Consider the following 20,549-nt stretch of genomic DNA (forward strand, 5'->3'; position numbering starts at 1 on the left):
ATCACCCGCGCCCGGCCGGCTCCCGGTCCGGGGGCCCGGCGCCGTCCGCCTTCGCCTCCGGCGCGGGCGGGATGACGGGCGCATCGGAGGGCGCGTCGGAAGGCGCGTCGGAGGGCGGGGCGCTGTCGTCGGTGAACAGAATGCGGGCGGCGTCCCCTTCCAGATCCCGATACTGGCCGCGCTTGAGCGACCACAGAAACGCCGCCAGCCCCAGCAGGCCCAGGAAGATCGACACCGGAATGGTGGCGAGCAGAACGTTCATCGCGCCATCTCCTCCGCGCCCGTCGGCGCCCCTGCGGGCATCCCGCCGCGCGCCTCGCCTGCGCCGGCGGGCGCCTGCCCGGCCCGGCGCAGCCGCAGCGCGTTCAGCGTCACCAGGATCGAGGAGCCGGACATGGCCAACGCCGCGATCAGCGGCGTGACATGGCCCGAGGCCGCCAGGGGCACCGCCACCAGGTTGTAGAGCGCGGCCAGCGCGAAATTCTCCCGCACCCGCGCCCGGGCCGCCCGCGCCACATCGACCGCCAGCGCCACCGGCCCCAGCGCCCTGCCCGCCAGCGCCATGCCCGCCGCCGCCCGGCTGACATCGGCGGCCGAGGCCGGAGAGATCGAGGCCGCCGCCGCCGCCAGCGCCGGCGCGTCGTTGATCCCGTCTCCGACCATCAGGACCTTGCGGCCCCCGGCCTCCATCTCCTCCAGCGCGGCGACCTTGCCGGCGGGGGTTCGGCGCGCCTCGAAATCCTCGATCCCCGCGGCCGCGGCGGCCCGCGCCACCGGCCCCGGCGCGTCGCCCGACAGCAGCCGCACCGTCAGCCCCCGCGCCTTCAGCGCCGCCACCGTCGCCGCCGCGTCGTCGCGCAGCGGATCCTCGAAGGCGAACCGGACCGGCGCGGCCTCCCCCAGCCGCAGCCAGACCGCCGACAGCCCGTCCGTCCCGTCCTCCGCCTGCGCCCCGCACCAGTCGGCGCGGCCGAGCCGCGCGGGAACGCCGTCGATCTCCCCGGTCACGCCGCAGCCCGGAACCTCGGCCAGCGCCGACGCCGCGGCGGGCGTGACGCCCCGCGTCCCCGCCTCCGCCGCCAGCGCGCGGGAGAACGGGTGCCGCGAGACCTCCGCCAGCGCCAGCGCCGCCGACCAGGCGTCGGGCGCATCCGGTCCCTCGACGAAAGCCGGCTCCCCCGTGGTCAGCGTGCCGGTCTTGTCGAAGACCACCGCATCGACCTCGGCCAGCCGCTCCAGCGCCGCGCCGTCCTTGAGGAACACGCCCGCCCGGAACAGACGGCCGGAGGCCGCCGCGTGCACCGCCGGCGCCGCCAGCCCCAGCGCGCAGGGGCAGGTGATGATCAGCACCGCCGCCGCGATCATCACCGCGTCGCGCAGGTCCGCCCCGGCCAGCAGCCAGAAGGCGAAGGTCAGCGCCGCCGCCGCATGCACCACCGGCACGTAGACCCGCGCCGCCCGCACCGCCCAGTCGGCATAGCGGCCGCGGGCCTGCTCCGCCGCCTCGATCATCCGCGCGATTCCGGCCAGAACCGTGTCGTCGCCCGTCGCCGTGGCCTCCGCCACCAACGGGCCGGAAAGGTTCATCACCCCGGCATGGATCTCGGTCCCCGGCCCCGCGGGCTCGGGCGCGCTTTCGCCGGTGATCATGGCGCGGTCGAGCTCCGAGACCCCGCTCAGCACCCGCCCGTCCGCCGGCGCGCGCTCCCCCGCCGCGATCTCGACCACGTCGCCGGGGCGCAGATCCTCCACCGCGATCACCCGGCGCGCGCCGTCCGCGCCGATCACCGTCGCCGAATGCGCCTGAAGCCCGCTCAGCTCCACCGCCGCCAGCCGCGCCACCTGCCGTGTGCGGTGGTCCAGGTAGCGTCCGATCAGCAGGAAGAAGCTCAGCGACACCGCCGCGTCGAAATAGGCGTGGGCGCCGGAATTGATGGTCTCGTGCAGGCTCACCCCCGCCGCGAGGATCAGCGCCAGGGAAATCGGCACGTCCATGTTCACGTGCCCGCGCCGCAGCACCCCCCAGGCCGAGCGGAAGAAGGGCACGCCGGCGAAGGCCGTCGCCGGCAGCGCGATCAGCGCCGAGACCCAGTGCAGCAGGTCCCGCGTGGTCCCGTCCGCCCCCGACCAGACCGAGACCGACAGCAGCATGACGTTCATCATGGCGAAACCGGCCACCGCCATGCGGGCCAGCAGGTCGCGACCCTCCGAGTCGCGCTCGATGTCGCGCATGGCATGGGCGTCGAAGGGGCGCGCGGCGTAGCCCAGCGCGTCGAGCCCGGCGACCACGTCTTCGGGCCCCGCGATCTCGGGGTCGAACTCCACGCTCGCCCGGCGCAGGGACAGGTTGACCCGGGCCGAGACGACGCCCGGGGTCCGCGGCAGGTCGCGCTCGATGCGCTGGATGCAGGCGGCGCAGTGGACGGCGGGGGTCAGCAGCTCGATCCGGGCGCGGCCGGGGCCGGTCTCGGACACGAAGCGGCCCAGGCCCCCGACCCCGGCGAAACCCGCCGCCGCGCCGGTGGGGCAGCAGCCGCCCGCGAGGCCCGGACGTTCCTCCCCCCGGGCGCCTGCGCCGATGGGTTCCGCGAGGCTCATGGCTTCGCCGCTCCGTCCCCGGCCGGGGCCGTCGCCTCCTCCGGCGAGACCCAGATCTCGTCGGCGATGGTGTAGACCGCGCCGTCCGGGCGGGCGGCCACCAGATCGACCCGCCACATGCCCGCCGGCAGCGCGGGCGCGGCGGCGTAGCCGGCGCCGTCCTCCACGAAGACCACCTCCCGGTCCTCGGCCAGCGTCGCGGGGCGTCCGACCCGGGCGGTCAGGGCGAGGCCCCGCACCCGCTCCCCGTCCGGCCCGACCACGCCGACCCGCAGGGCGCCGGCCTCCCAGGCGAAGGCGAAGGACCAGCCCAGCGCCTTCTCGGCCTTCTGCTCGGCGTCGTATTTCTGGGCCTCCACATAGGGGTTGGCGGTCACCAGCCCCGGAAAGCCCCCGACCGCCAGCGTCGCCATGAAGACGTTGACCGCGATGATCACCCCGAAGAAGCCCACCGCGATCAGCAGCACGCCCCGGCCGGTCAGCTTGCGGCCGCCCTTCGCCCCGCTCATTGCGCCCACGCCTCGGGTTCGGGCGCGAGGAAGACGGTGCCCACGCTCACGCGTTCTCGGGTCTGCTGATCCTCGATCCAGACCTCGACATCGGCCTGCTCGGTCGGCCTCGCGAAGGGCAGCGTGGTGAGGAACAGGCGCAGCGTCCTCAATTTATCCGCGTCCACGGTGAACCTGAGCGCGTCCTCGCCCTGAAGGTTAGCGGAAAGCGGCAACTCGGAGCGGAATGAGAGCACGAATTCATGGGGATCTTGGTTCTGATTAGACACCTTTATCGTGTAACCATTTCGAATGGAACCATCGGCCAATGTAACGAACAGCGGATTACGATCCCGGGCCACGCTCAGGTCGATGGATTCGCGCATGAATAGAGACACGACCATCCCCACCCCGATGGCGGCCCACAGCACGGTGTAAAGGATCGTGCGCGGACGCAGGATCCGCTTGATCAGGGGGACCGCGGGCGCGCCTTCGGTCTCGATCGCCTCGTCCTGAAGGGTCACGTAGTCGATCAACCCGCGCGGCTTGCCGGTCTTCTCCATCACGTCGTCGCAGGCGTCGATGCACAGCGCGCAGGTGATGCAGGCCAGCTGCTGGCCGTCGCGGATGTCGATGCCCATCGGGCAGACCGCGACGCAGGCGTTGCAGTCGATGCAGTCGCCCAGCTGCTCGGCGCCTTCGCGCTTGCGATGCTTGCCCCGCGGCTCTCCCCGCCAGTGGCGGTAGCCCACGGTGATGGTCTGGTCGTCCATCATCGCGGCCTGGATGCGCGGCCAGGGGCACATGTAGATGCAGACCTGTTCCCGCATGAAGCCGCCGAAGACGAAGGTGGTGGCGGTCAGCACGGCGATGGAGGCATAGGCGACGAAGGCCGCCTCGCCGGTCAGCAGATCGACCAGCAGGGTCGGCGCGTCGGCGAAGTAGAACACCCAGGCCCCGCCGGTGGCGACCCCGATGGCCAGCCAGACCAGCCACTTGGTCGCCCGCAGCCGGATCTTGCGCGCGTCCCAGCCCTGTTTGTGCAGCTTGATGCGGGCGTTGCGGTCGCCCTCGATCCAGCGCTCCACGGTGATGTAGAGGTCGGTCCACACGGTCTGCGGGCAGGTGTAGCCGCACCAGACCCGGCCCAGCGCCGAGGTGAACAGGAACAGCCCCAGCCCGGCCATGATCAGCAGGCCGGCGACATAGATGAACTGCTGGGGCCAGATCTCGATCCAGAAGAAGAAGAAGCGCCGGTTGGCGAGATCCACCAGCACCGCCTGGTCAGGCATCAGCGGACCGCGGTCCCAGCGAATCCACGGGGTCAGGTAATAGATCGCGAGCGTCACGCCCATGATCCACCATTTCAGCGTGCGGAAGGTTCCCTTCACGCGGCGCGGAAAGATCGGGATGCGGGCGGCGTAGAGCGCGTCGGGGGCGGGCTTTGAGTCCGGCGGAGCCATCGTGAGCCTCGAATTCAGGGCAGGTCGCCGCGGGTATGGGCTGGCCGGCGGCGTCGATCCTTGATGCAAGTCAACCAATCCTGCGGCGTGCTGTCCATTCACAAGTCCCTGTGAAACAGGTCGCATTCACTTTTCATGATGCGACAGAAACGCCCAAGCGTCAGGGACCGCCGCGTAATCCGGGCCGCCGCGGGCGAAGGCGCTGCGCGAAGCCTCCCGAGGACGCGGCTGGGGGTGCGGCGGGAGGATGCGGCGGGGGTCGGCGCCGGGTTCGCGCTCGGCGCAGACTGGGGCGCGGCGGAGAGGGCCGGAACGAAAACGCCCGGCCTTCTGGGGAAGGCCGGGCGGTAGTCCTCGCGCCGGCGGGTACGCTGCCGGTCCGGGCGCCTGGGGAACGCCTGACGATCAACTCTGTCGCCATCTTCTGCGGGAGCGAATACTGCCAAATCCATCGCCTCAACATGCGACAGATCATATCGAAACGCATTTTTACTGAAGCGATCGTCCGACACTACGTCAATCGGACCCTATTTTCATCGCGCCCGGCCATGGCGGCGCTGAAAGCGGACGCGCCGGCCCGGACGCTTGCCCGGGCCGGCGCATGAGGCGCTCAGCGAACCGTCACTCGGTCTCGCCGCCGCCCAGCGAGTGGACGTAGAGCGCCACCTGCTTGACGTCGGCCTCGCCCAGCCGCTGCACCCAGGACGGCATCACGCCGCGCCGGGAATAGGTCACGGTCTGGGTCAACGCCTCGCGATCGCCGCCATAGAGCCAGATGCGGTCGGTCAGCGACGGCGCGCCCAGGTCCTGCATTCCGCCCGCATCCTCGCCGTGGCAGGAGACGCAGTTGTCCGCGAACACCACGGCCCCCGGGTCGGCCAGCGCCGGATCGGCGTCGTCATGGGTCAGCCCGTAGACATATTCGACCACCTCGGCGACCTGCTCCTTTTCCAGCAGCCCGTCGACGCCGAAGGCCGGCATCTCCGAGAAGCGGGTGTCGGGGTCCTCGTCCCAGCGGACGCCGTGGGCGATGGTGTCGTAAATCGCCTGCCGGGTCCCGCCCCACAACCAGTCGTCGTCGTTGAGGTTGGGGTAGCCGATCCCCCCCGCCGCGCCGGCGCCGTGGCACTGGGCGCACCAGGTGCGGAAGATCGCGGCGCCGCCGGCCTGGGCGAACTGCATCAGCTCGTCATCCGCGGCGATGTCATCCACGCCCATCTCGGCGATGCGGTCGGTGTAGACCGACTGCGCCGCCTTGTGCCCGGCGATCGCCTCGGTGACTTCGGTGCGCGAGGAATAGCCCATCACGCCCCCGAACGCCTCGGAGATCAGCGGCCAGGACGGCATGGCGACGGTATAGGCCACGCCCCAGATCACGGTGGCGTAGAAGGTGTAGAGCCACCAGCGCGGCATGGGATTGTCGAGTTCCTTGATCTCGTCCCATTCGTGCCCCGTGGTCTGGACGCCCGAGACCTCGTCGACTTCGCGGTGATCGTCGTTGTGATCGGCCATCTCAGCGCTCCTTGTCCGCGCCATGTGCGGTTGCGGCCCCGGTCGCGGCGCCGTTTGCGGCCCCGGATGCGGCCCCGGATGCGGCCCGGGGGGCGTCCTCTTCCAGCCGCGTCAGGTCATCGTCGCGCATCGGAATGTCGGCGATCTCCCGGTGCAGCCGGCTCGAGCCCGGGCGCAGCGCGAAGGCCACGGCGCCCAGGAAGAAGGTCATCATGCCCAGCAGCCACCAGCTGTCGGCGAAGTGGCGCAGAACGGTGTAGGTGTCTTCCATGGTCCGGCCCTCCCCGTCAGCGGCTGCTCTCGACCTGGTAGGTCGAGAAGTCGACCATCGTGCCGAGCACCTGCAGATAGGCGATCAGCGCGTCCAGTTCGGTGATTTCGGCACGCCCGTCGAAATTGCGGATCTGCGCCTTGGGATAGGCGTCCAGCAGCTCGTCGTAGCGGTCGCTGTCGGGGTTCACCTGGGCCGCGGCATGGGCCTTGGCGGCCTCGATCATCTCCTCCGAATAGGGGACGCCCACCATGGCCTGGGCCTTCAGGTGGTCGCCCACATGCTCGAAGTCGAGCGGGGTTTCGATCAGGTGCGGGTAGGCCGGCATGATCGATTCAGGCACCACCGAGCGCGGGTTGTGCATGTGATCCACGTGCCAGCTGTCCGAATACCGGCCCCCGACCCGCGCCAGGTCCGGCCCGGTGCGCTTGGAGCCCCACTGGAACGGGTGGTCGTACATCGACTCCGCCGCCAGCGAGAAATGCCCGTAGCGCTCCACCTCGTCGCGCATCGGCCGGATCATCTGGGAGTGGCACACATAGCACCCCTCCCGGATGTAGATGTCCCGTCCCTTGAGCTCGAGCGGGGTGTAGGGGCGCACCCCCTCCACCTTCTCGATGGTGTTCTTGAGGTAGAACAGGGGCGCGATCTCCACGATCCCGCCGATCGCCACGACGATCAGCGAACAGACCAGCAGGAGGGTGGCGTTGCGTTCGAGAACGCCGTGCTTGTTGAGAAGGCTCATGTCTCTCGCTCCCTCACTCGGCCGGGACGGCGGCGGGAACCGCGTCCTTCCGCTCGGCGGCGGTGATGGTCATCCAGATGTTCCAGACCATGATCAGCGACCCCGCCAGGAACAGCCCGCCGCCCAGGGCGCGGATGATGTAGTAGGGATGCAGCACCGCGACCGTGTCGGCGAAGGAGTTCACCAGGAAGCCGAGCGCATCGTATTCGCGCCACATCAGCCCCTGGGTGATCCCCGACACCCACATCGACGCCGCGTAGAGCACGATGCCGATGGTCGCGAGCCAGAAGTGCCAGTTCACCGCGGGCAGCGAATAGAGGCCCTTCTTGTTCCACAGGCGCGGCACCAGGAAGTAGAGCGCCCCGAAGGTGATCATGCCGTTCCAGCCCAGCGCGCCGGAATGCACGTGACCGATGGTCCAGTCGGTGTAGTGGCTCAGCGAGTTGACCGCCTTGATGGACATCATCGGCCCCTCGAAGGTGGACATGCCGTAGAAGCCCACGGCGATGGTCAGCATCCGCAGCACCGGGTCGGTGCGCAGCTTGTCCCAGGCGCCCGAGAGCGTCATCAGGCCGTTGATCATGCCGCCCCAGCTGGGCATCCACAGGATCACCGAGAACACCATGCCCAGCGTCTGCGCCCAGTCGGGCAGCGCGGTGTAGTGCAGGTGGTGCGGACCGGCCCAGATATAAAGGAAGATCAGCGCCCAGAAGTGCACGATCGACAGCTTGTAGGAATAGACCGGACGCTCCGCCTGCTTGGGGATGAAGTAATACATCATGCCCAGGAAGCCGGCGGTCAGGAAGAAGCCGACCGCGTTATGGCCGTACCACCACTGCGTCAGCGCGTCCTGCACGCCCGAGAAGGCGGAGTAGCTGACCGACCCGAACACCGACACCGGCACCGCGAGGTTGTTGACCACGTGCAGCATGGCGATGGTGACGATGAAGGCCAGGTAGAACCAGTTGGCCACGTAGATATGCGGCTCGCGCCGCTTGATCAGCGTGCCCATGAACACGGCCAGATAGGCGACCCAGACGATGGTCAGCCAGATGTCCACATACCAGGTCGGCTCGGCGTATTCCTTGCCCTGAGTGCCGCCGAGCACGTAGCCGGTGGCCGCCAGCACGATGACCAGCTGATAGCCCCAGAACACGAACCAGGCCAGGTTCCCGCCCCAAAGCCGCGTCGCGCAGGTGCGCTGGACCACGTAGAAGGACGTCGCGATCAGCGCGTTGCCGCCGAAGGCGAAGATCACCGCCGAGGTGTGCAGCGGCCGCAGCCGCCCGAAGGTGGTCCAGGGCAGATCGAGGTTCAGGACCGGAAAGGCCAGCTGCAGCGCGATGACCACGCCGACCAGGAAGCCCACCACGCCCCAGCCGGCGGTGGCGATGACGCCGTAGCGGATGACCCCGTCCATGTAGCCGCCGTCATGGGCGGGGACCGCGGCGACGCGCTTCGCCTCGCCGACGCCGCGCAGCAGCCACAGGAACATGCCGACGGAGACCGCCAGCACGATGAGCGCGTTGACCTGGTAAGCCAGGTCGCGCGCGAAGCTCGCGGCCACCATCGCGAGGATGGCGACGATCGCGAGCGCGATGAGTTTGAATGTCGAGGCCAATGTCCCCTCCTTCGCCGCTCGGGCTACGGCTTGTCTTGGAGAACGCCCGCTGGCGTCCACGCTGCGCTTGCGTCTGGCCCGGCGGTCGGAGCCCCGCCTTGATCCAGGTCAACGCAGCATATCCACGGCTCGAAACGGTTCAATCTAGAAACTGCTCGCATCGTCGCTTTGCGTCGCGATTCCAGCGCTGTGGGAGGGGATGGGTCCTCAAGCGGCCGCTTCGGCTTCTGGCGACAGGACTCTGCGTCGCGCCGTCGCAGCTTACGCACCTCCAGGGCATGACCTTGGGGAAGCGCCCCGACGCGCCGAAGGACCGGCGGCACGGCCTCCGCGGGGATCGGCAGGCGCAGCGGCGTCGGCGCGTCGCGGACCGTCAGCGCGCGCGCTGCCGAAGCTCGCCGGAATAGCGGTGGAGCATATGCGGGTGGGGAGGGGCGCCCCCCCAACAGGAGGGGAGGCCGCGCGCCGGGGCTCAGTAGAGCTCGATATCGCCGCCGCCGGCGTCGAGCAGGTCGCTCCAGCTCGGGATCAGCAGGTGGCGGGCGTCGATCAGCTCGATCACCCCGGACTTTTTCAGCGCGCTGATCTGGCGGCTGACGGTCTCGATGGTCAGGCCGAGGAAATCGGCCATGTCCTCGCGGCTCATGGGCAGGACCACCAGCATTCCGTCGATCGGGTCGCGCTTTTCCAGCCGCAGCGCCCGTCGGGCGGCCAGCGCGAAGAAGGAGCACATCTTCTCCTGCGCCGACTTGCGGCCGAGCAGCACCATCCACTCGCGGGCCGAATCGAGCTCGTCGAGGGTCATTTCCAGCAGCCGCCGCTCCAGCGACGGGGTGGCGCGCAGGGCGGCCTCGAACTGGGGGCGGTCGAAGGCGCAGAGCCGCGCTTCGGTCACCGCCACGTATTCGAAGGGCGAGACCGGGCTGAACGGCCGGCCCACCAGGTCGCCGGGGAACAGCAGCCCCACCACCTGCCGGCGCCCGTCGGGCAGCAGCCGCGACATCGAGGCCACGCCCTCCACCATGGTGCCGAGGAAGGGCGCGCGCTCGCCCATCGCGAGAATCGGCTCGCCGGGGCGGTAGTTGCGATAGGTCTTGATGGCGCTGAGAAACTCGAGCTCGTCCACGTCGCAATGCGAACAGACGGCGTGCTGCCGGATCGCGCAGTCCACGCAATGCGCCCGCGCGCGCAGGTCGATGGCGCTGGGCGCGGCGGGATGGGCCAACACTCTCATGATGCCTCCATTCTCAGCATATCGCGACCTACGTCAACCATACTCGCCCCCATCCGGGCCACGCGCCGGCGCGTGGCGCCGCCCGCAATCGCGCGTAGCTTGTCGGAACCGTCGACGCCACGGGCCGCGTCGCCGCGGGACACGGGGCGCGGCGACGCGGCGACGCGGCGACGCGGCGACGCGGCGCCGGAAGAAGCAGCGTCAAACTTTCGCGTGCAAGCGGCTGGAACTCCTTGTTATGACTTGTGCGGGTTGTGTACGGGGTGACGAGGTCCCAGCAACCGGCGTCCGGGGGGATGCCGGTCTGGCGCGACCGAGTGGAGAGGTGATGCCGGTGGATGATTTTCCGGGGACCCGGCGCGATGCGCCGGATCAGATGGGCGAGTTGCCGGAACGGCTTCGTCATGGCGCGACGGATCCGCAGCCGCATGTCGAAGGCAAGGCCGACGAACTCACCTTCGAGTCGCTGTTCACAACGGTCTGGCGACGCAAATGGACCATCGCGGTTTTCGGCTTCGGCTTCGCGATCCTCGCCATCGCGCTGGTCTACTCGCTGACCCCGCAATACAAATCCACCGCGGTGGTCATGCTCGACCGCCAGCAGGAGCAGGTGATCGACGTCGAGAGCGTGGTCTCCGGCGTCAGCACCGACTACTACTCGATCCTCGCCGAGGCGCAGGTCCTGCGCTCCCGCGCGCTGGCCAACCGGGTGGTGGAGGCTGCGGGTCTCGAACAGAATCCCTACTTCAACCCGCTGCTCCTGCCTGAGGAGGAGCCGGGACTGGTCGGCTACGTGATCGGCGGCGCGTTCAACCTGCTCAAGACCGCGATCCGCGGCGCCGTCACCGACGAGGACTCGGTCGCGCCCACGGGCCGCGACCTGCTCGACGAAAGCTACTGGGTGCGCCAGCGCGCCATCGACCGCCTGCTGGGCTCGCTCGAGGTCATGGCGGTCAGCGACACCTATGTCTACGCGCTGACCGTGGAGACGCCGAACGCGATCATGTCGGCGGAGATCGCCAACAAGGTCGCCGAACTCTACATTCTCGACCAGCTGGAGACCAAGTTCGAGGCCACCCAGAAAGCCACCGAGTGGCTCTCCAACCGGGTGGCCGAGCTGAAATCCGAGCTCGAACGCTCCGAGGCCGCGGTGGAGGCCTACAATTCCTCCACCACCCTGATCTCCGAAGCCGCGCTCGCCGGCATGAACCGCCAGCTCAAGGAACTGCGGGAGCGGGTGATCGCGCTCGACGCGCTGGCGACGGAGTCCGGAACCCGGCTCGAACGGCTTGAGGCGGCGCTGGACGCCGGGGACTACGAGACCTTCGCCCTCGCCGCGGACCAGCCGCGCCTGTCGACGCTGGCCGCCGACATCGCCGGCGCCGCCCCCGGCTCCGGCGCCCGCCAGGCGATGGAGAACCGGTTCGAGACCGCCGCCCAGCGGGTTCTGGTGCAGACCCGGACCGAGCGTGACCGCGCCCTGTCCCAGTCGGGCGCCGTGACCAGCTCGATCGCCGAGCTCGAACAGCAGCTCTCCACCCAGACCGACGACCTGGTGGAGCTTCGCCAGCTGACCCGCGAGGCCGAGGCCGACCGGCGCATCTACGAGCAGTTCCTGCGCCGCCTGAACGAGACCTCGGTCCAGCAGGGCGTGCAGCAGGCCGACGCGCGGGTGCTGTCGCCGGCGGTGGTCAACTTCAACGCCTCCTACCCGCCCAAGATGCTGGCGGTGCTGGCGGCGGGCTTCTTCGGCGGCCTCTGCGGCATCGCCTTCGTGCTGATCATCGAGCAGATGAACAACGCCTTCCGCTCCTCCGAAGAGCTGGAGAAGAACACGGGGCTGGCGGTGCTGGGCAACATCCCGGTGGCCCCGGTGCGGATGCGCCGCGGCGTGCTGGACTACGCGGTGGACCGGCCCTCCTCGGCCCTGGTCGAGGCGATCCGCAACCTGCGCACCGGCGTGCTTCTGGCCAATGTCGACCGACAGCCCAAGATGATCATGCTCACCTCCTCCCTGCCCAAGGAGGGCAAGACCACCTGCTCGCTGCTGCTCGCGCAGAACGCCGCCGGGCTGGGCAAGAAAGTGCTGCTGGTGGAATGCGATCTGCGCCGCCGCACCTTCCGGACCTATTTCTCGGGCGCGCCCAAGCACGGGCTGATGTCGATCCTGTCGGGCGAGAAGACCTTCGAGGAGGTCGTGCACCACGACGAGAAGGTCGGCTTCGACGTGGTCATGGGCGAGGAGACGCAGGTCAACGCCGCCGACGTCTTCGCCTCGCAGAAATTCCGGCAGTTCCTGCAGGACGCGCGGGACCGCTACGACTTCGTGGTCATCGACACGCCGCCGGTGCTGGCGGTGCCCGACAGCCGCGTGATCGCGCCGCTGGCCGATGCGGTGATCTACTGCGTGCGCTGGAACTCGACCCACAAGGATCTGGTGAAGCACGGCCTGGCCCAGTTCGCCCAGATCAAGGTGCGGGTCGCGGGGCTGGCGCTGACGCAGATCAACACCAAGAAAATGGCGAAATACGGCTACGGCGGCTACAACTACCACTACTACAAGACGTCGAGCCGCTACTACCTGAACTGAGCCGAACCTCCGGCCGCATCGCGGGCCGCGCCGGGAAACCGGCGCGGCCCGTCGCGTTTAAGACGCGGAGATTTTTGGAGAAAGATCGTCGGGCCCGCGGCCCCCGGGAAGGCGCCCGGGAGGCGCCCCGGCCGGAGAGGGAGCCTCGCTTCGCTCGGCTTCGCCGCTGCGCGGCGGGCCCGGCCCCGACCGTCCCACCCGAAACGGCGACGCGCGCGCCACGGCGGACGCGCCGCGCGGGCGCTCCGGCGACACCGGCGCCCGGGTCGTCGCGCGGCGCCGCCCGGCACGGGCGGCCCCACGCCGTCGGCCCCCCGCGACCGCGCCAGAAGTCGAAGACCGGCTCAGAAGTCGGAGACGATGCCCTTCTTCTCCCAGTCTCCGAACCGGGTGGGCTCGGGCCCCTCGCGGCCGCCCAGCTCGGTCGGCAGGCCGGGCGCGCTCTCGGCCGCCTTGCGGCGGGTTTCGGCCTCGGCCAGGGCGCGGGCCGCGGCCTCGCGCAACCGCGCCTCTTTCTCGTCGGTCGTTCCGGTCATATATGTCTCCCCGAACCAGAAGGGCGCGCGCCCGCTCTCCCCGGACATAAGCCGCTCCGGAGCCGGGCGCAAACCCGCGCGCCCGACCGACGCCGCCCCCTTCTCCGGGATCCGAGAGCCATGAACTACGTCAAGACCGCGATGCTGCTGGCTTTCCTGACCGCCCTGTTCGGCGCGGTCGGGTTCCTGATCGGCGGCGCCTCGGGCGCGCTGATCGCCTTCGTCGTCGCCGTGGGCATGAACGTCTTCGCCTACTGGAACTCCGACCGGCTGGCGCTCGCCGCCCATCGGGCCCGGCCCGTGACCGCCGCCAGCGCCCCAGACCTGCACGACCATGTGGCGCAACTCGCCCGCAACGCCGGCCTGCCCATGCCGAAGGTCTACGTGATCGAGACCGACCAGCCCAACGCCTTCGCCACCGGCCGCGACCCCGAGCACGCCGCCGTCGCCGTCACCACCGGCTTGATGCGGACGCTGAACCGGGACGAGCTGGGCGGCGTCATCGCCCATGAGCTCGCCCATATCCGCAACCGCGACACGCTGATCATGACCATCGCCGCCACCGTGGGCGGCGCGATCTCCATGCTCGCCCAGTTCGGCCTGTTCTTCGGGGGCGGGCGCGACCGGGGCGGGATCGGCATGATCGGGACCATCGCCGCGGCCCTGTTCGCGCCCTTCGCGGCGATGCTGATCCAGATGATGATCTCGCGCACCCGCGAATACGCCGCCGACCGCGCCGGCGCCCGGATCTGCGGCGACCCGATGGCGCTGGCCTCGGCCCTGCGGCGCATCGCCGGCGGCGGCAGGGCCCGCCCGATGCAGAGCGCCGAGAACGACCCCGCCACCGCCCATATGTTCATCGTCAATCCGCTTGCCGGGAAAGGCGCCGACAGCTTGTTCTCCACCCACCCCGCCACCGCCAACCGAATCGCCGCGCTGGAGGCCCTGGCCGCCGAGATGGGCGCGCCCGCTCGCTCGCCCGCCCGCGCCCCGTCCCGTGAGCCGTCCCGCGAAACCGCGCCCGAGCCGCAATCCGGCCCCTGGCGCTCCGGCGCCCCGTCGCGGCCGAAGGCGACGCGCGAGACCCGCAGCCGCATTCCGCGCGCCGGCGGCAAGTCCTCCGGGCCCTGGTCCTGAGATGAGCGACGCCCCGCGCCCGCCCCGTTCCGACCGCAACCGCAGCGGCGCCCGCCCTGGCGGCAAACCCCGTGGCAAACCCCATGGCAAACCCGCAGCCGCGCCGAAACCCGCGCCCGCCCGGCCCGCCGCCGTCGCCCCCGCCGACCGCCCCCATGCGGACCGGGCAGAGGCGCTGCGCCTGATCGGGGGCGTGCTGGAGCAGGGCCGCTCGCTGGCCGAGCTCGCCGCCGGCGCTCCGGCCCTCGCCCCCGCCCAGCGCGCCCGCGCCGGACGGCTGGCCGCCGAGACCCTGCGCCGCGCCGGCCAGGCCGAGGCGGTCCTGAAGCGCTTCCTGCGCCGCGCCCCGCCCCCCGCCGCGCGCCATGCGCTGATGCTGGCGGCGGTCGAGATCCTGGCGCTCGGCGTCGCCCCCCATGCCGCCGCCGGCGGCGCGGTCGAGGCCCTGCGCGCCCAGCCCGGCGGCGAGCGTCTGACCGGCGTGGTCAACGCCGTCGCCCGCAAGCTGGCCGAGCAGGGCCCCGCCCCCTGGGCCGCCCAGGACGCCGCCCGCGCCAACATGCCGGGCTGGATGTGGGGGCGCCTGTCCTCGGCCTGGGGCGCCGGCGCCGCGCGCCGCATCGCCGAGGCGCACCTGCTCGCGCCCCCCATCGACCTGACCCCGAAGGACCCCGCCCGCGCCGCCGATCTGGCCGAGGCCCTGGGCGCCGACCTGCTTCCCACCGGATCGTTGCGCCTGCGCGAGCGGGGCCAGATCACCGCCCTGCCCGGCTACGAGGCGGGCGACTGGTGGGTGCAGGACGCCGCCGCCGCCCTGCCCGCCCGCCTGCTGGGCGACGTGACCGGCCTGCGCGCGCTCGACCTCTGCGCGGCGCCCGGCGGCAAGACCCTGCAGCTCGCCGCCGCCGGCGCCCATGTCACCGCGCTCGACATCGCCGCGACCCGGCTGGAGCGGGTGTCGGAGAACCTCGCGCGCACCGGCCTCACCGCCGAAATCGTGCAGGCCGATGCGCTGGACTGGGAACCGGACGGGCCCTTCGACGTGATCCTGCTGGACGCGCCCTGCTCGGCCACCGGCACCGCGCGCCGGCACCCGGACATGCCCCATCTGCGCGCCAGCCTCGACCTGCCGGGCCTCACCGCCCTGCAGGACGCGATGCTAGACCGGGCCGCGGGATGGCTGAAACCGGGAGGGCGGATGGTCTTCGCCACATGCTCCCTGTTGCCCGAGGAAGGCGAGTTGCGGGCCGAGGCCTTCGCCACCCGTGGCGCCCTGGCCACGGTCCCCGCCGACCCGCAGGCCCTCGGCATCCCCCCGGACTGGGTGTCGGAGCGTGGCTTTCTGCGCACGCGTCCGGATTTTTGGCCCGATTCCGGGGGCCTGGACGGGTTTTTCGCCGCCATCTTCCGCAAGGAGACGTGACAGAGACGCCGCGCCACGCCATGTTGCGCGGAATCGCCTGTAGGGGCTGCGTCGAACAGGTCGGCGCGGCCTGACGGGCCTTTGTCATGTCCATTCGCAAGGAGGCGGGTCAGGGGTGAGCGGTTTGCTCGACAGTCTGGGGCTGGGCCTGCGCGTTCCCGAGGCGCTGGCCTTCCGCCCCGAACCGCTCTGGATCGGCGACGCCGCCGCCGCCCGCCGGCTGATGGACGGGCGGTTCCGCTTCGCCGGGCAGGAGGTGCGCGCCAAGGATCTCGGCCCCTGGCGGCTGACCCCGCCCTCCGCCGCTTTCGCCGCCGCGCTGCACGGCTTCGCCTGGCTCGACGATCTCGCCGCCGCCGGCACGCGGGAGGCCCGGCGGGTCGCCCAGTCCTGGCTGTTCGGCTGGATCGCCCAGTTCGGCGAGGGCGCCGGCCCCGGCTGGGCGCCCGAGACCGCCGGCATCCGCGCCACCGCCTGGATGGAGCGCGCCGATTTCGTGCTGCGCGACGCCTCCGCCGACCTGGAACGCCGCTTCCTGCGCGCGCTGGCGATCCATGAGCGACGGCTGCGCAAGGGGATGGACAGCGCGCCCGAAGGGCTCGCCCGCCTGCGCGCCGCCGCCGGCCACCTGAACTGCACCCTCGCGCTGCATGCCGAGGACGGCGCCCGCCGCGCCGCCGCCCGCCGGCTGGCCGCCGCGGCCTCGCTGGCGGTGAACGAGGATGGGGGGCTGAACTCCCGCGCGCCGGAGCGGCTGTGCGAGGCGCTGATCGCGCTCGCCGCCGCCGCCCGTCACCTGCGCGACGCGGGGCTGGAGCCCGAGCCCGACCACGCCGCCGCCATCGCCCGCGCCCAGTCCGCCCTGCGCGCGCTGCGGATGCGCGACGGCGGGCTGCCGCGCTTCCATGGCGGGGGGACGGGCGCGTCCGGGCGGCTCGACCATGCGCTGTCGCTGGCCCATCCGCGCAAGGCGCCGCCGCCGCGGGACCGGGCCATGGGCTTCGTGCGCCTCGCGGCCGGCCGCGCCACGGTGGTGGTCGACGCGGCCCGCCCGCCGGCCACGCCGCTCGCCCATGCCTCGACGCTGGGCTTCGAGCTGGCCTGGGGCGCCCTGCGCCCGATCGTCAATTGCGGCCCGGCGGGCGAAGCCTCGGGCGACTGGGCCGCGGCCTGCCGCGCCACCGCCGCGCAGTCCTCCCTGTCGCTGGAGGGCGTCAGCTCCGCCCGCATCGGCCCCGCGGCCCGCGGCCCCGGCCCGCACCCGTTCGGCGAAGGCCCGCGCGAGGTCGAGGCCGAAACCGCGCAGGACGCCGAAGGTTCGTGGTTCCTGGGCGCCCATGACGGCTATCTCGGCTCCCACGGGCTGGTCCATCGCCGGCGCCTGTTCCTGAGCCATGACGGCCGCGACTTCCGCGGCGAGGACGTGCTGGAAAGCCCCGACGCCGCCGCCCGCAAGCGGTTCGAGCGCGCCGCCCGGGCTCATCCCGAAACCGGCGCCGGGCTCGCCTTCTCCGCCCATTTCCACCTGCACCCCGAGGTTCAGGCGACGGCGCGCCCCGACGGCTCGGTCACGCTGGCGCTGGACGGGACCCGCTGGACCTTCACCGTCAACGGCGGCGAGGCGCGGCTGCGCGACAGCGTCTATTTCGAGCCCGAGCAGACCGACCCGCGCGCGACCAAACAGGTCGTGGTCTCCGCCCGCGCGGTGGAGTATGGAGGCCGCGTTTCCTGGGGCCTGCGCCTGGGCGACCCGGCCTGACCGCCGGTCCCGCCCGACCGAAGACGCGCGCGAAGCGGCCCCGCCCCCGCGCCGCCGGCCCGGCCCTGGTCCGGCGGCCCCGTTCCGCCCGGCCCGCGCGCCGGCGCCGATCCGAGGCCAGAACGCACAGATGTCCGATCTCCGCACCCCTATTCGCCGCGCGCTGCTCTCCGTCTCCGACAAGACGGGGCTGACCGAGCTCGCCGCCGCCCTGCACGCGGCGGGGACGGAGCTCGTCTCCACCGGCGGCACCGCCGCCGCCATCCGCGCCGCCGGCCTGCCGGTGCGCGACGTGTCCGAGCTGACCGGCTTTCCCGAAATGATGGACGGCCGGGTGAAAACCCTGCACCCGATGGTGCATGGCGGCCTGCTGGCCCTGCGCGACGACGCGGGCCATGTCGCGGCGATGGACGAACACGGCATCGCGCCGATCGACCTGCTGGTGGTGAACCTCTACCCGTTCGAAGCCACCGTGGCGAAGGGCGCCTCCCCCGAGGATTGCATCGAGAACATCGACATCGGCGGCCCCGCCATGATCCGCGCGGCGGCCAAGAACCATGGCCATGTCGCCGTGGTGACCGACCCCGAGGACTACGCCCCCCTGCTGGAGGCGCTGGCCGCGGGCGGCACCACCGCCGCGTTCCGCACCCGGCTCGCCGCCACCGCCTATGCGCGCACCGGGGCCTATGACGCCGCGGTCTCGACCTGGATGGCCGCCCATGCCGGAGACGCCACGCCGCGCCGCCGCGCCTTCGCCGGCACGCTCGCCCAGTCGCTGCGCTATGGCGAGAACCCGCACCAGTCGGCCGCCTTCTACCTGGACGGCTCGGCCCGTCGGGGGGTCGCCACCGCCACCCAGCTCCAGGGCAAGGAGCTGAGCTACAACAACATCAACGACACCGACGCCGCCTTCGAATGCGTGTCGGAATTCGATCCCGCCGAGGGCCCGGCCTGCGTCATCGTCAAGCACGCCAATCCCTGCGGCGTCGCGCAAGGGTCCAGCCCGGCCGAGGCCTGGGCGCGGGCGCTGGCCTGCGACTCGACCTCCGCCTTCGGCGGCATCGTGGCGCTGAACGTGCCCCTGGACGCCGAGACCGCTGCCGAGATCGCCCGGATCTTCACCGAGGTGGTCATCGCCCCCGAGGCCAGCGACGAAGCGCGCGAGATCTTCGCGGCCAAGAAGAACCTGCGCCTGCTGACCACCGGCGGCCTGCCCGACCCGGCTAAGGCGGGGCTGACCTTCCGCCAGGTGGCGGGCGGCTTCCTGGTGCAGGATCGGGATTCCGGGCGGCTCGACCCGGCCTCGCTGAAGGTGGTGACCAGGCGCGCGCCGACCCCCTCCGAGATGGCGGACCTGATGTTCGCCTGGCGGGTGGCCAAGCACGTTAAGTCCAACGCCATCATCTACGCCAAGGACGGCGCGACCGTGGGCGTCGGCGCCGGCCAGATGAGCCGGGTCGATTCCACCCGCATCGCCGCGCGCAAGGCCGAGGACATGGCGAAAGCCATGGGCCTGCCCGAGATCCCGACCCGGGGCTCGGTCGTGGCCTCCGACGCCTTCTTCCCCTTCGCCGACGGCCTGCTGACCGCGGCCGAGGCCGGGGCGACGGCGGTGATCCAGCCCGGCGGCTCGATGCGCGACAACGAGGTGATCGCGGCGGCCGACGAGGCCGGTCTCGCCATGGTGTTCACCGGGATGCGCCATTTCCGGCACTGAGCCGGCGGTTCCGGCGCGATCCGGACGCGAAAGGGCCGGGCGGGGGGATCCCCTGCCCGGCCCTTTTGTCTTGCGGCCACCGGAGGGCGGACGGGGAGGCAGGCGTGGGAGGAAGGCGGGTTGGCGCCCGCCCTACATGCCGGGCGACGCGGCGTAGGGTGGGCGCCGACCCGCCTCGCCCTACGCCCCCGCCCTACGCCCCAGCGCGACGCGGGGCGCGGACGCCGCGGGTCAGCCGGTCGAAGCCGCCCATGGCGATCTTGCCCAACGGATTGCGGCGCACCGCGGCCTTGGCCTTCTCGATCCGCATCACGTCGGCGATGCGCCGGTCGAGATGCGCCCAGGTGTCGGCCCGGCCCTCGCTCTCGTCCCCCAGCCAATAGAGCGTGACCGAGGAGATCACGCCCGAGAGCGTCGCCCGCTTGGTATACCAGTTCAGGTCCTCGGACCCGTCGCCCAGCGCGGTCCAGATGGTGTCGGCGGTGTTCCAGACCATCTTCGCGCCGTTCCCGGCGTTCACCGGCAGCGCGAACAGCGAGGCCGCGCGGCGCACCGTCTCCCGGTCCGGCTCGGCGATCTCCAGCCGCAGGCGCACGGCGCGGGTGATCCGGTCGGTCATGCCCATGCCGCCCAGCGGCTCCTGCGCCAGCGCCTCGGCCAGCTTGCGGTCGCCGCGCAGGTGGAAGCCCATGGCGGCGTCCACGCCGCGCGGAAAGGCCAGGCGGGCCGTCTCGGCGGAAACCCCCGCCTCGGCGGCCGCGGCGGCGATGGCGGCGGGGGACCAGCCGTCGAAGACCACGTGATCGGCGATCCGCTCCAGGATCGCCGCGCGGGCGTCGGCGAGGCCATCGGCGACGGGCGTGATGATCTCGGGGTCCACGTCGCCGATGGGATCGGCGGCGGGGGCGTCGTGCTCGATATCGCTCATGGCAGGCTCCTGCTTCCGGCTGCGGCACGCGACGCGCAAGGCGTCTCACCCCTCAATATAGGGCGTCGGCGGCTGTGGACAGGGGGCGGGGCCGTTGATATACAGCGCGCTCTTGCGACCAGACAACTTAGAAAGGTGGTGAAGTCCGTGCAGGTGATGGTTCGCGACAACAACGTCGATCAGGCTCTTCGCGCTCTCAAGAAGAAGATGCAGCGCGAAGGTGTGTTCCGGGAGATGAAGCTGCGGCAGCATTACGAGAAGCCGTCGGTGAAACGCGCCCGGGAACAGGCCGAAGCGATTCGTCGCGCCCGTAAGCTCGCGCGCAAGAAATTGCAGCGCGAAGGTCTCGCCTGAGGCTTGCCCAAGACGCGGGGTGATGTCGCTCCCCGCGCTCAAGACCGCCGAACCCCCGTCCGCAAGGCCGGGGGTTTCGCATTTTCAGGGCGCCCGCGCCGCGCCTAAGCGCCCCGGGCGGCCGGCCTCCGGCCGCAATTCCTCGCCCTCGGCGCCGCGCCGTCGCATTTCGG

General features: G+C 71.5%; 17 protein-coding genes. 6 read left to right on the forward strand and 11 right to left on the reverse strand.

Annotation, left to right across the window (positions count from 1 at the left end; all coding sequences use genetic code 11):
• Position 1: 1 nt before the first annotated feature.
• From ccoS to BLV24_RS06855, 9 genes are all read right to left on the reverse strand, one after another.
• On the reverse strand, positions 2 to 262 hold the full coding sequence (gene ccoS / locus BLV24_RS22980) for a cbb3-type cytochrome oxidase assembly protein CcoS (RefSeq protein WP_092680432.1): 261 nt from the start codon (positions 260 to 262) through the stop codon (positions 2 to 4).
• On the reverse strand, positions 259 to 2,598 hold the full coding sequence (locus BLV24_RS06820; RefSeq protein WP_092680433.1) for a heavy metal translocating P-type ATPase: 2,340 nt from the start codon (positions 2,596 to 2,598) through the stop codon (positions 259 to 261). Before BLV24_RS06820 ends, ccoS begins: the two co-directional genes overlap by 4 nt.
• Positions 2,595 to 3,107 (reverse strand): FixH family protein, encoded by a 513-nt coding sequence (locus BLV24_RS06825; RefSeq protein WP_092680434.1) that lies wholly within the window; start codon positions 3,105 to 3,107, stop codon positions 2,595 to 2,597. Before BLV24_RS06825 ends, BLV24_RS06820 begins: the two co-directional genes overlap by 4 nt.
• Complete coding sequence (gene ccoG, locus BLV24_RS06830; protein WP_092680435.1) at positions 3,104 to 4,549, reverse strand: cytochrome c oxidase accessory protein CcoG; 1,446 nt, start codon at positions 4,547 to 4,549, stop codon at positions 3,104 to 3,106. Before ccoG ends, BLV24_RS06825 begins: the two co-directional genes overlap by 4 nt.
• A 621-nt stretch (positions 4,550 to 5,170) precedes the next feature.
• On the reverse strand, positions 5,171 to 6,061 hold the full coding sequence (gene ccoP, locus BLV24_RS06835) for a cytochrome-c oxidase, cbb3-type subunit III (RefSeq protein ID WP_092680436.1): 891 nt from the start codon (positions 6,059 to 6,061) through the stop codon (positions 5,171 to 5,173).
• A gap of 1 nt (position 6,062) precedes the next feature.
• On the reverse strand, positions 6,063 to 6,332 hold the full coding sequence (locus BLV24_RS22985) for a cbb3-type cytochrome c oxidase subunit 3 (protein ID WP_092680437.1): 270 nt from the start codon (positions 6,330 to 6,332) through the stop codon (positions 6,063 to 6,065).
• 16 nt (positions 6,333 to 6,348) lie between these two features.
• On the reverse strand, positions 6,349 to 7,077 hold the full coding sequence (ccoO, locus tag BLV24_RS06845; RefSeq protein WP_092680438.1) for a cytochrome-c oxidase, cbb3-type subunit II: 729 nt from the start codon (positions 7,075 to 7,077) through the stop codon (positions 6,349 to 6,351).
• 13 nt (positions 7,078 to 7,090) lie between these two features.
• A complete protein-coding gene (ccoN, locus tag BLV24_RS06850; RefSeq protein ID WP_092680439.1) occupies positions 7,091 to 8,698 on the reverse strand; it encodes a cytochrome-c oxidase, cbb3-type subunit I in 1,608 nt (535 codons plus the stop codon).
• Between the two features lie 472 nt (positions 8,699 to 9,170).
• The gene (locus tag BLV24_RS06855) at positions 9,171 to 9,932 is read right to left on the reverse strand and encodes a Crp/Fnr family transcriptional regulator (protein ID WP_092680950.1); all 762 of its coding nucleotides are present in this window, start codon (positions 9,930 to 9,932) and stop codon (positions 9,171 to 9,173) included.
• Positions 9,933 to 10,260: 328 nt separating this feature from the next.
• Here BLV24_RS06855 and BLV24_RS06860 point away from each other — a divergent pair, with 328 nt between their 5' ends.
• Positions 10,261 to 12,522 (forward strand): GumC family protein, encoded by a 2,262-nt coding sequence (locus BLV24_RS06860; protein WP_176954662.1) that lies wholly within the window; start codon positions 10,261 to 10,263, stop codon positions 12,520 to 12,522.
• 344 nt (positions 12,523 to 12,866) lie between these two features.
• Here BLV24_RS06860 and BLV24_RS06865 read toward each other — a convergent pair whose 3' ends face one another.
• The gene (locus BLV24_RS06865; RefSeq protein WP_092680952.1) at positions 12,867 to 13,058 is read right to left on the reverse strand and encodes a DUF1674 domain-containing protein; all 192 of its coding nucleotides are present in this window, start codon (positions 13,056 to 13,058) and stop codon (positions 12,867 to 12,869) included.
• Between the two features lie 120 nt (positions 13,059 to 13,178).
• On the opposite strand from BLV24_RS06865, the gene htpX reads away from it, so the two are divergent.
• The 4 genes from htpX to purH all read left to right on the forward strand — a co-directional run bounded on the left by htpX (position 13,179) and on the right by purH (position 19,094).
• Positions 13,179 to 14,195, forward strand: a complete 1,017-nt coding sequence (gene htpX / locus BLV24_RS06870) for a zinc metalloprotease HtpX (protein ID WP_092680441.1) — start codon at positions 13,179 to 13,181, stop codon at positions 14,193 to 14,195.
• Position 14,196: 1 nt separating this feature from the next.
• Positions 14,197 to 15,618, forward strand: a complete 1,422-nt coding sequence (locus BLV24_RS06875) for an RsmB/NOP family class I SAM-dependent RNA methyltransferase (protein WP_092680442.1) — start codon at positions 14,197 to 14,199, stop codon at positions 15,616 to 15,618.
• Positions 15,619 to 15,733: 115 nt separating this feature from the next.
• Positions 15,734 to 17,377, forward strand: a complete 1,644-nt coding sequence (locus tag BLV24_RS06880) for a heparinase II/III family protein (RefSeq protein ID WP_143040244.1) — start codon at positions 15,734 to 15,736, stop codon at positions 17,375 to 17,377.
• Between the two features lie 130 nt (positions 17,378 to 17,507).
• A complete protein-coding gene (gene purH, locus BLV24_RS06885) occupies positions 17,508 to 19,094 on the forward strand; it encodes a bifunctional phosphoribosylaminoimidazolecarboxamide formyltransferase/IMP cyclohydrolase (RefSeq protein ID WP_092680444.1) in 1,587 nt (528 codons plus the stop codon).
• A 193-nt stretch (positions 19,095 to 19,287) separates the two neighbouring features.
• Here purH and BLV24_RS06890 read toward each other — a convergent pair whose 3' ends face one another.
• A complete protein-coding gene (locus tag BLV24_RS06890) occupies positions 19,288 to 20,022 on the reverse strand; it encodes a COQ9 family protein (protein ID WP_092680445.1) in 735 nt (244 codons plus the stop codon).
• Positions 20,023 to 20,169: 147 nt separating this feature from the next.
• On the opposite strand from BLV24_RS06890, the gene rpsU reads away from it, so the two are divergent.
• Positions 20,170 to 20,376 carry a 30S ribosomal protein S21 gene (rpsU, locus tag BLV24_RS06895; RefSeq protein WP_092680954.1) on the forward strand — a complete coding sequence of 69 codons (207 nt, stop codon included), beginning with the start codon at positions 20,170 to 20,172 and terminating at the stop codon, positions 20,374 to 20,376.
• Positions 20,377 to 20,549 lie beyond the last annotated feature (173 nt).

It is taken from the genome of Albimonas donghaensis (assembly GCF_900106695.1).
GTDB classification, from domain to species: Bacteria; Pseudomonadota; Alphaproteobacteria; order Rhodobacterales; family Rhodobacteraceae; genus Albimonas; species Albimonas donghaensis.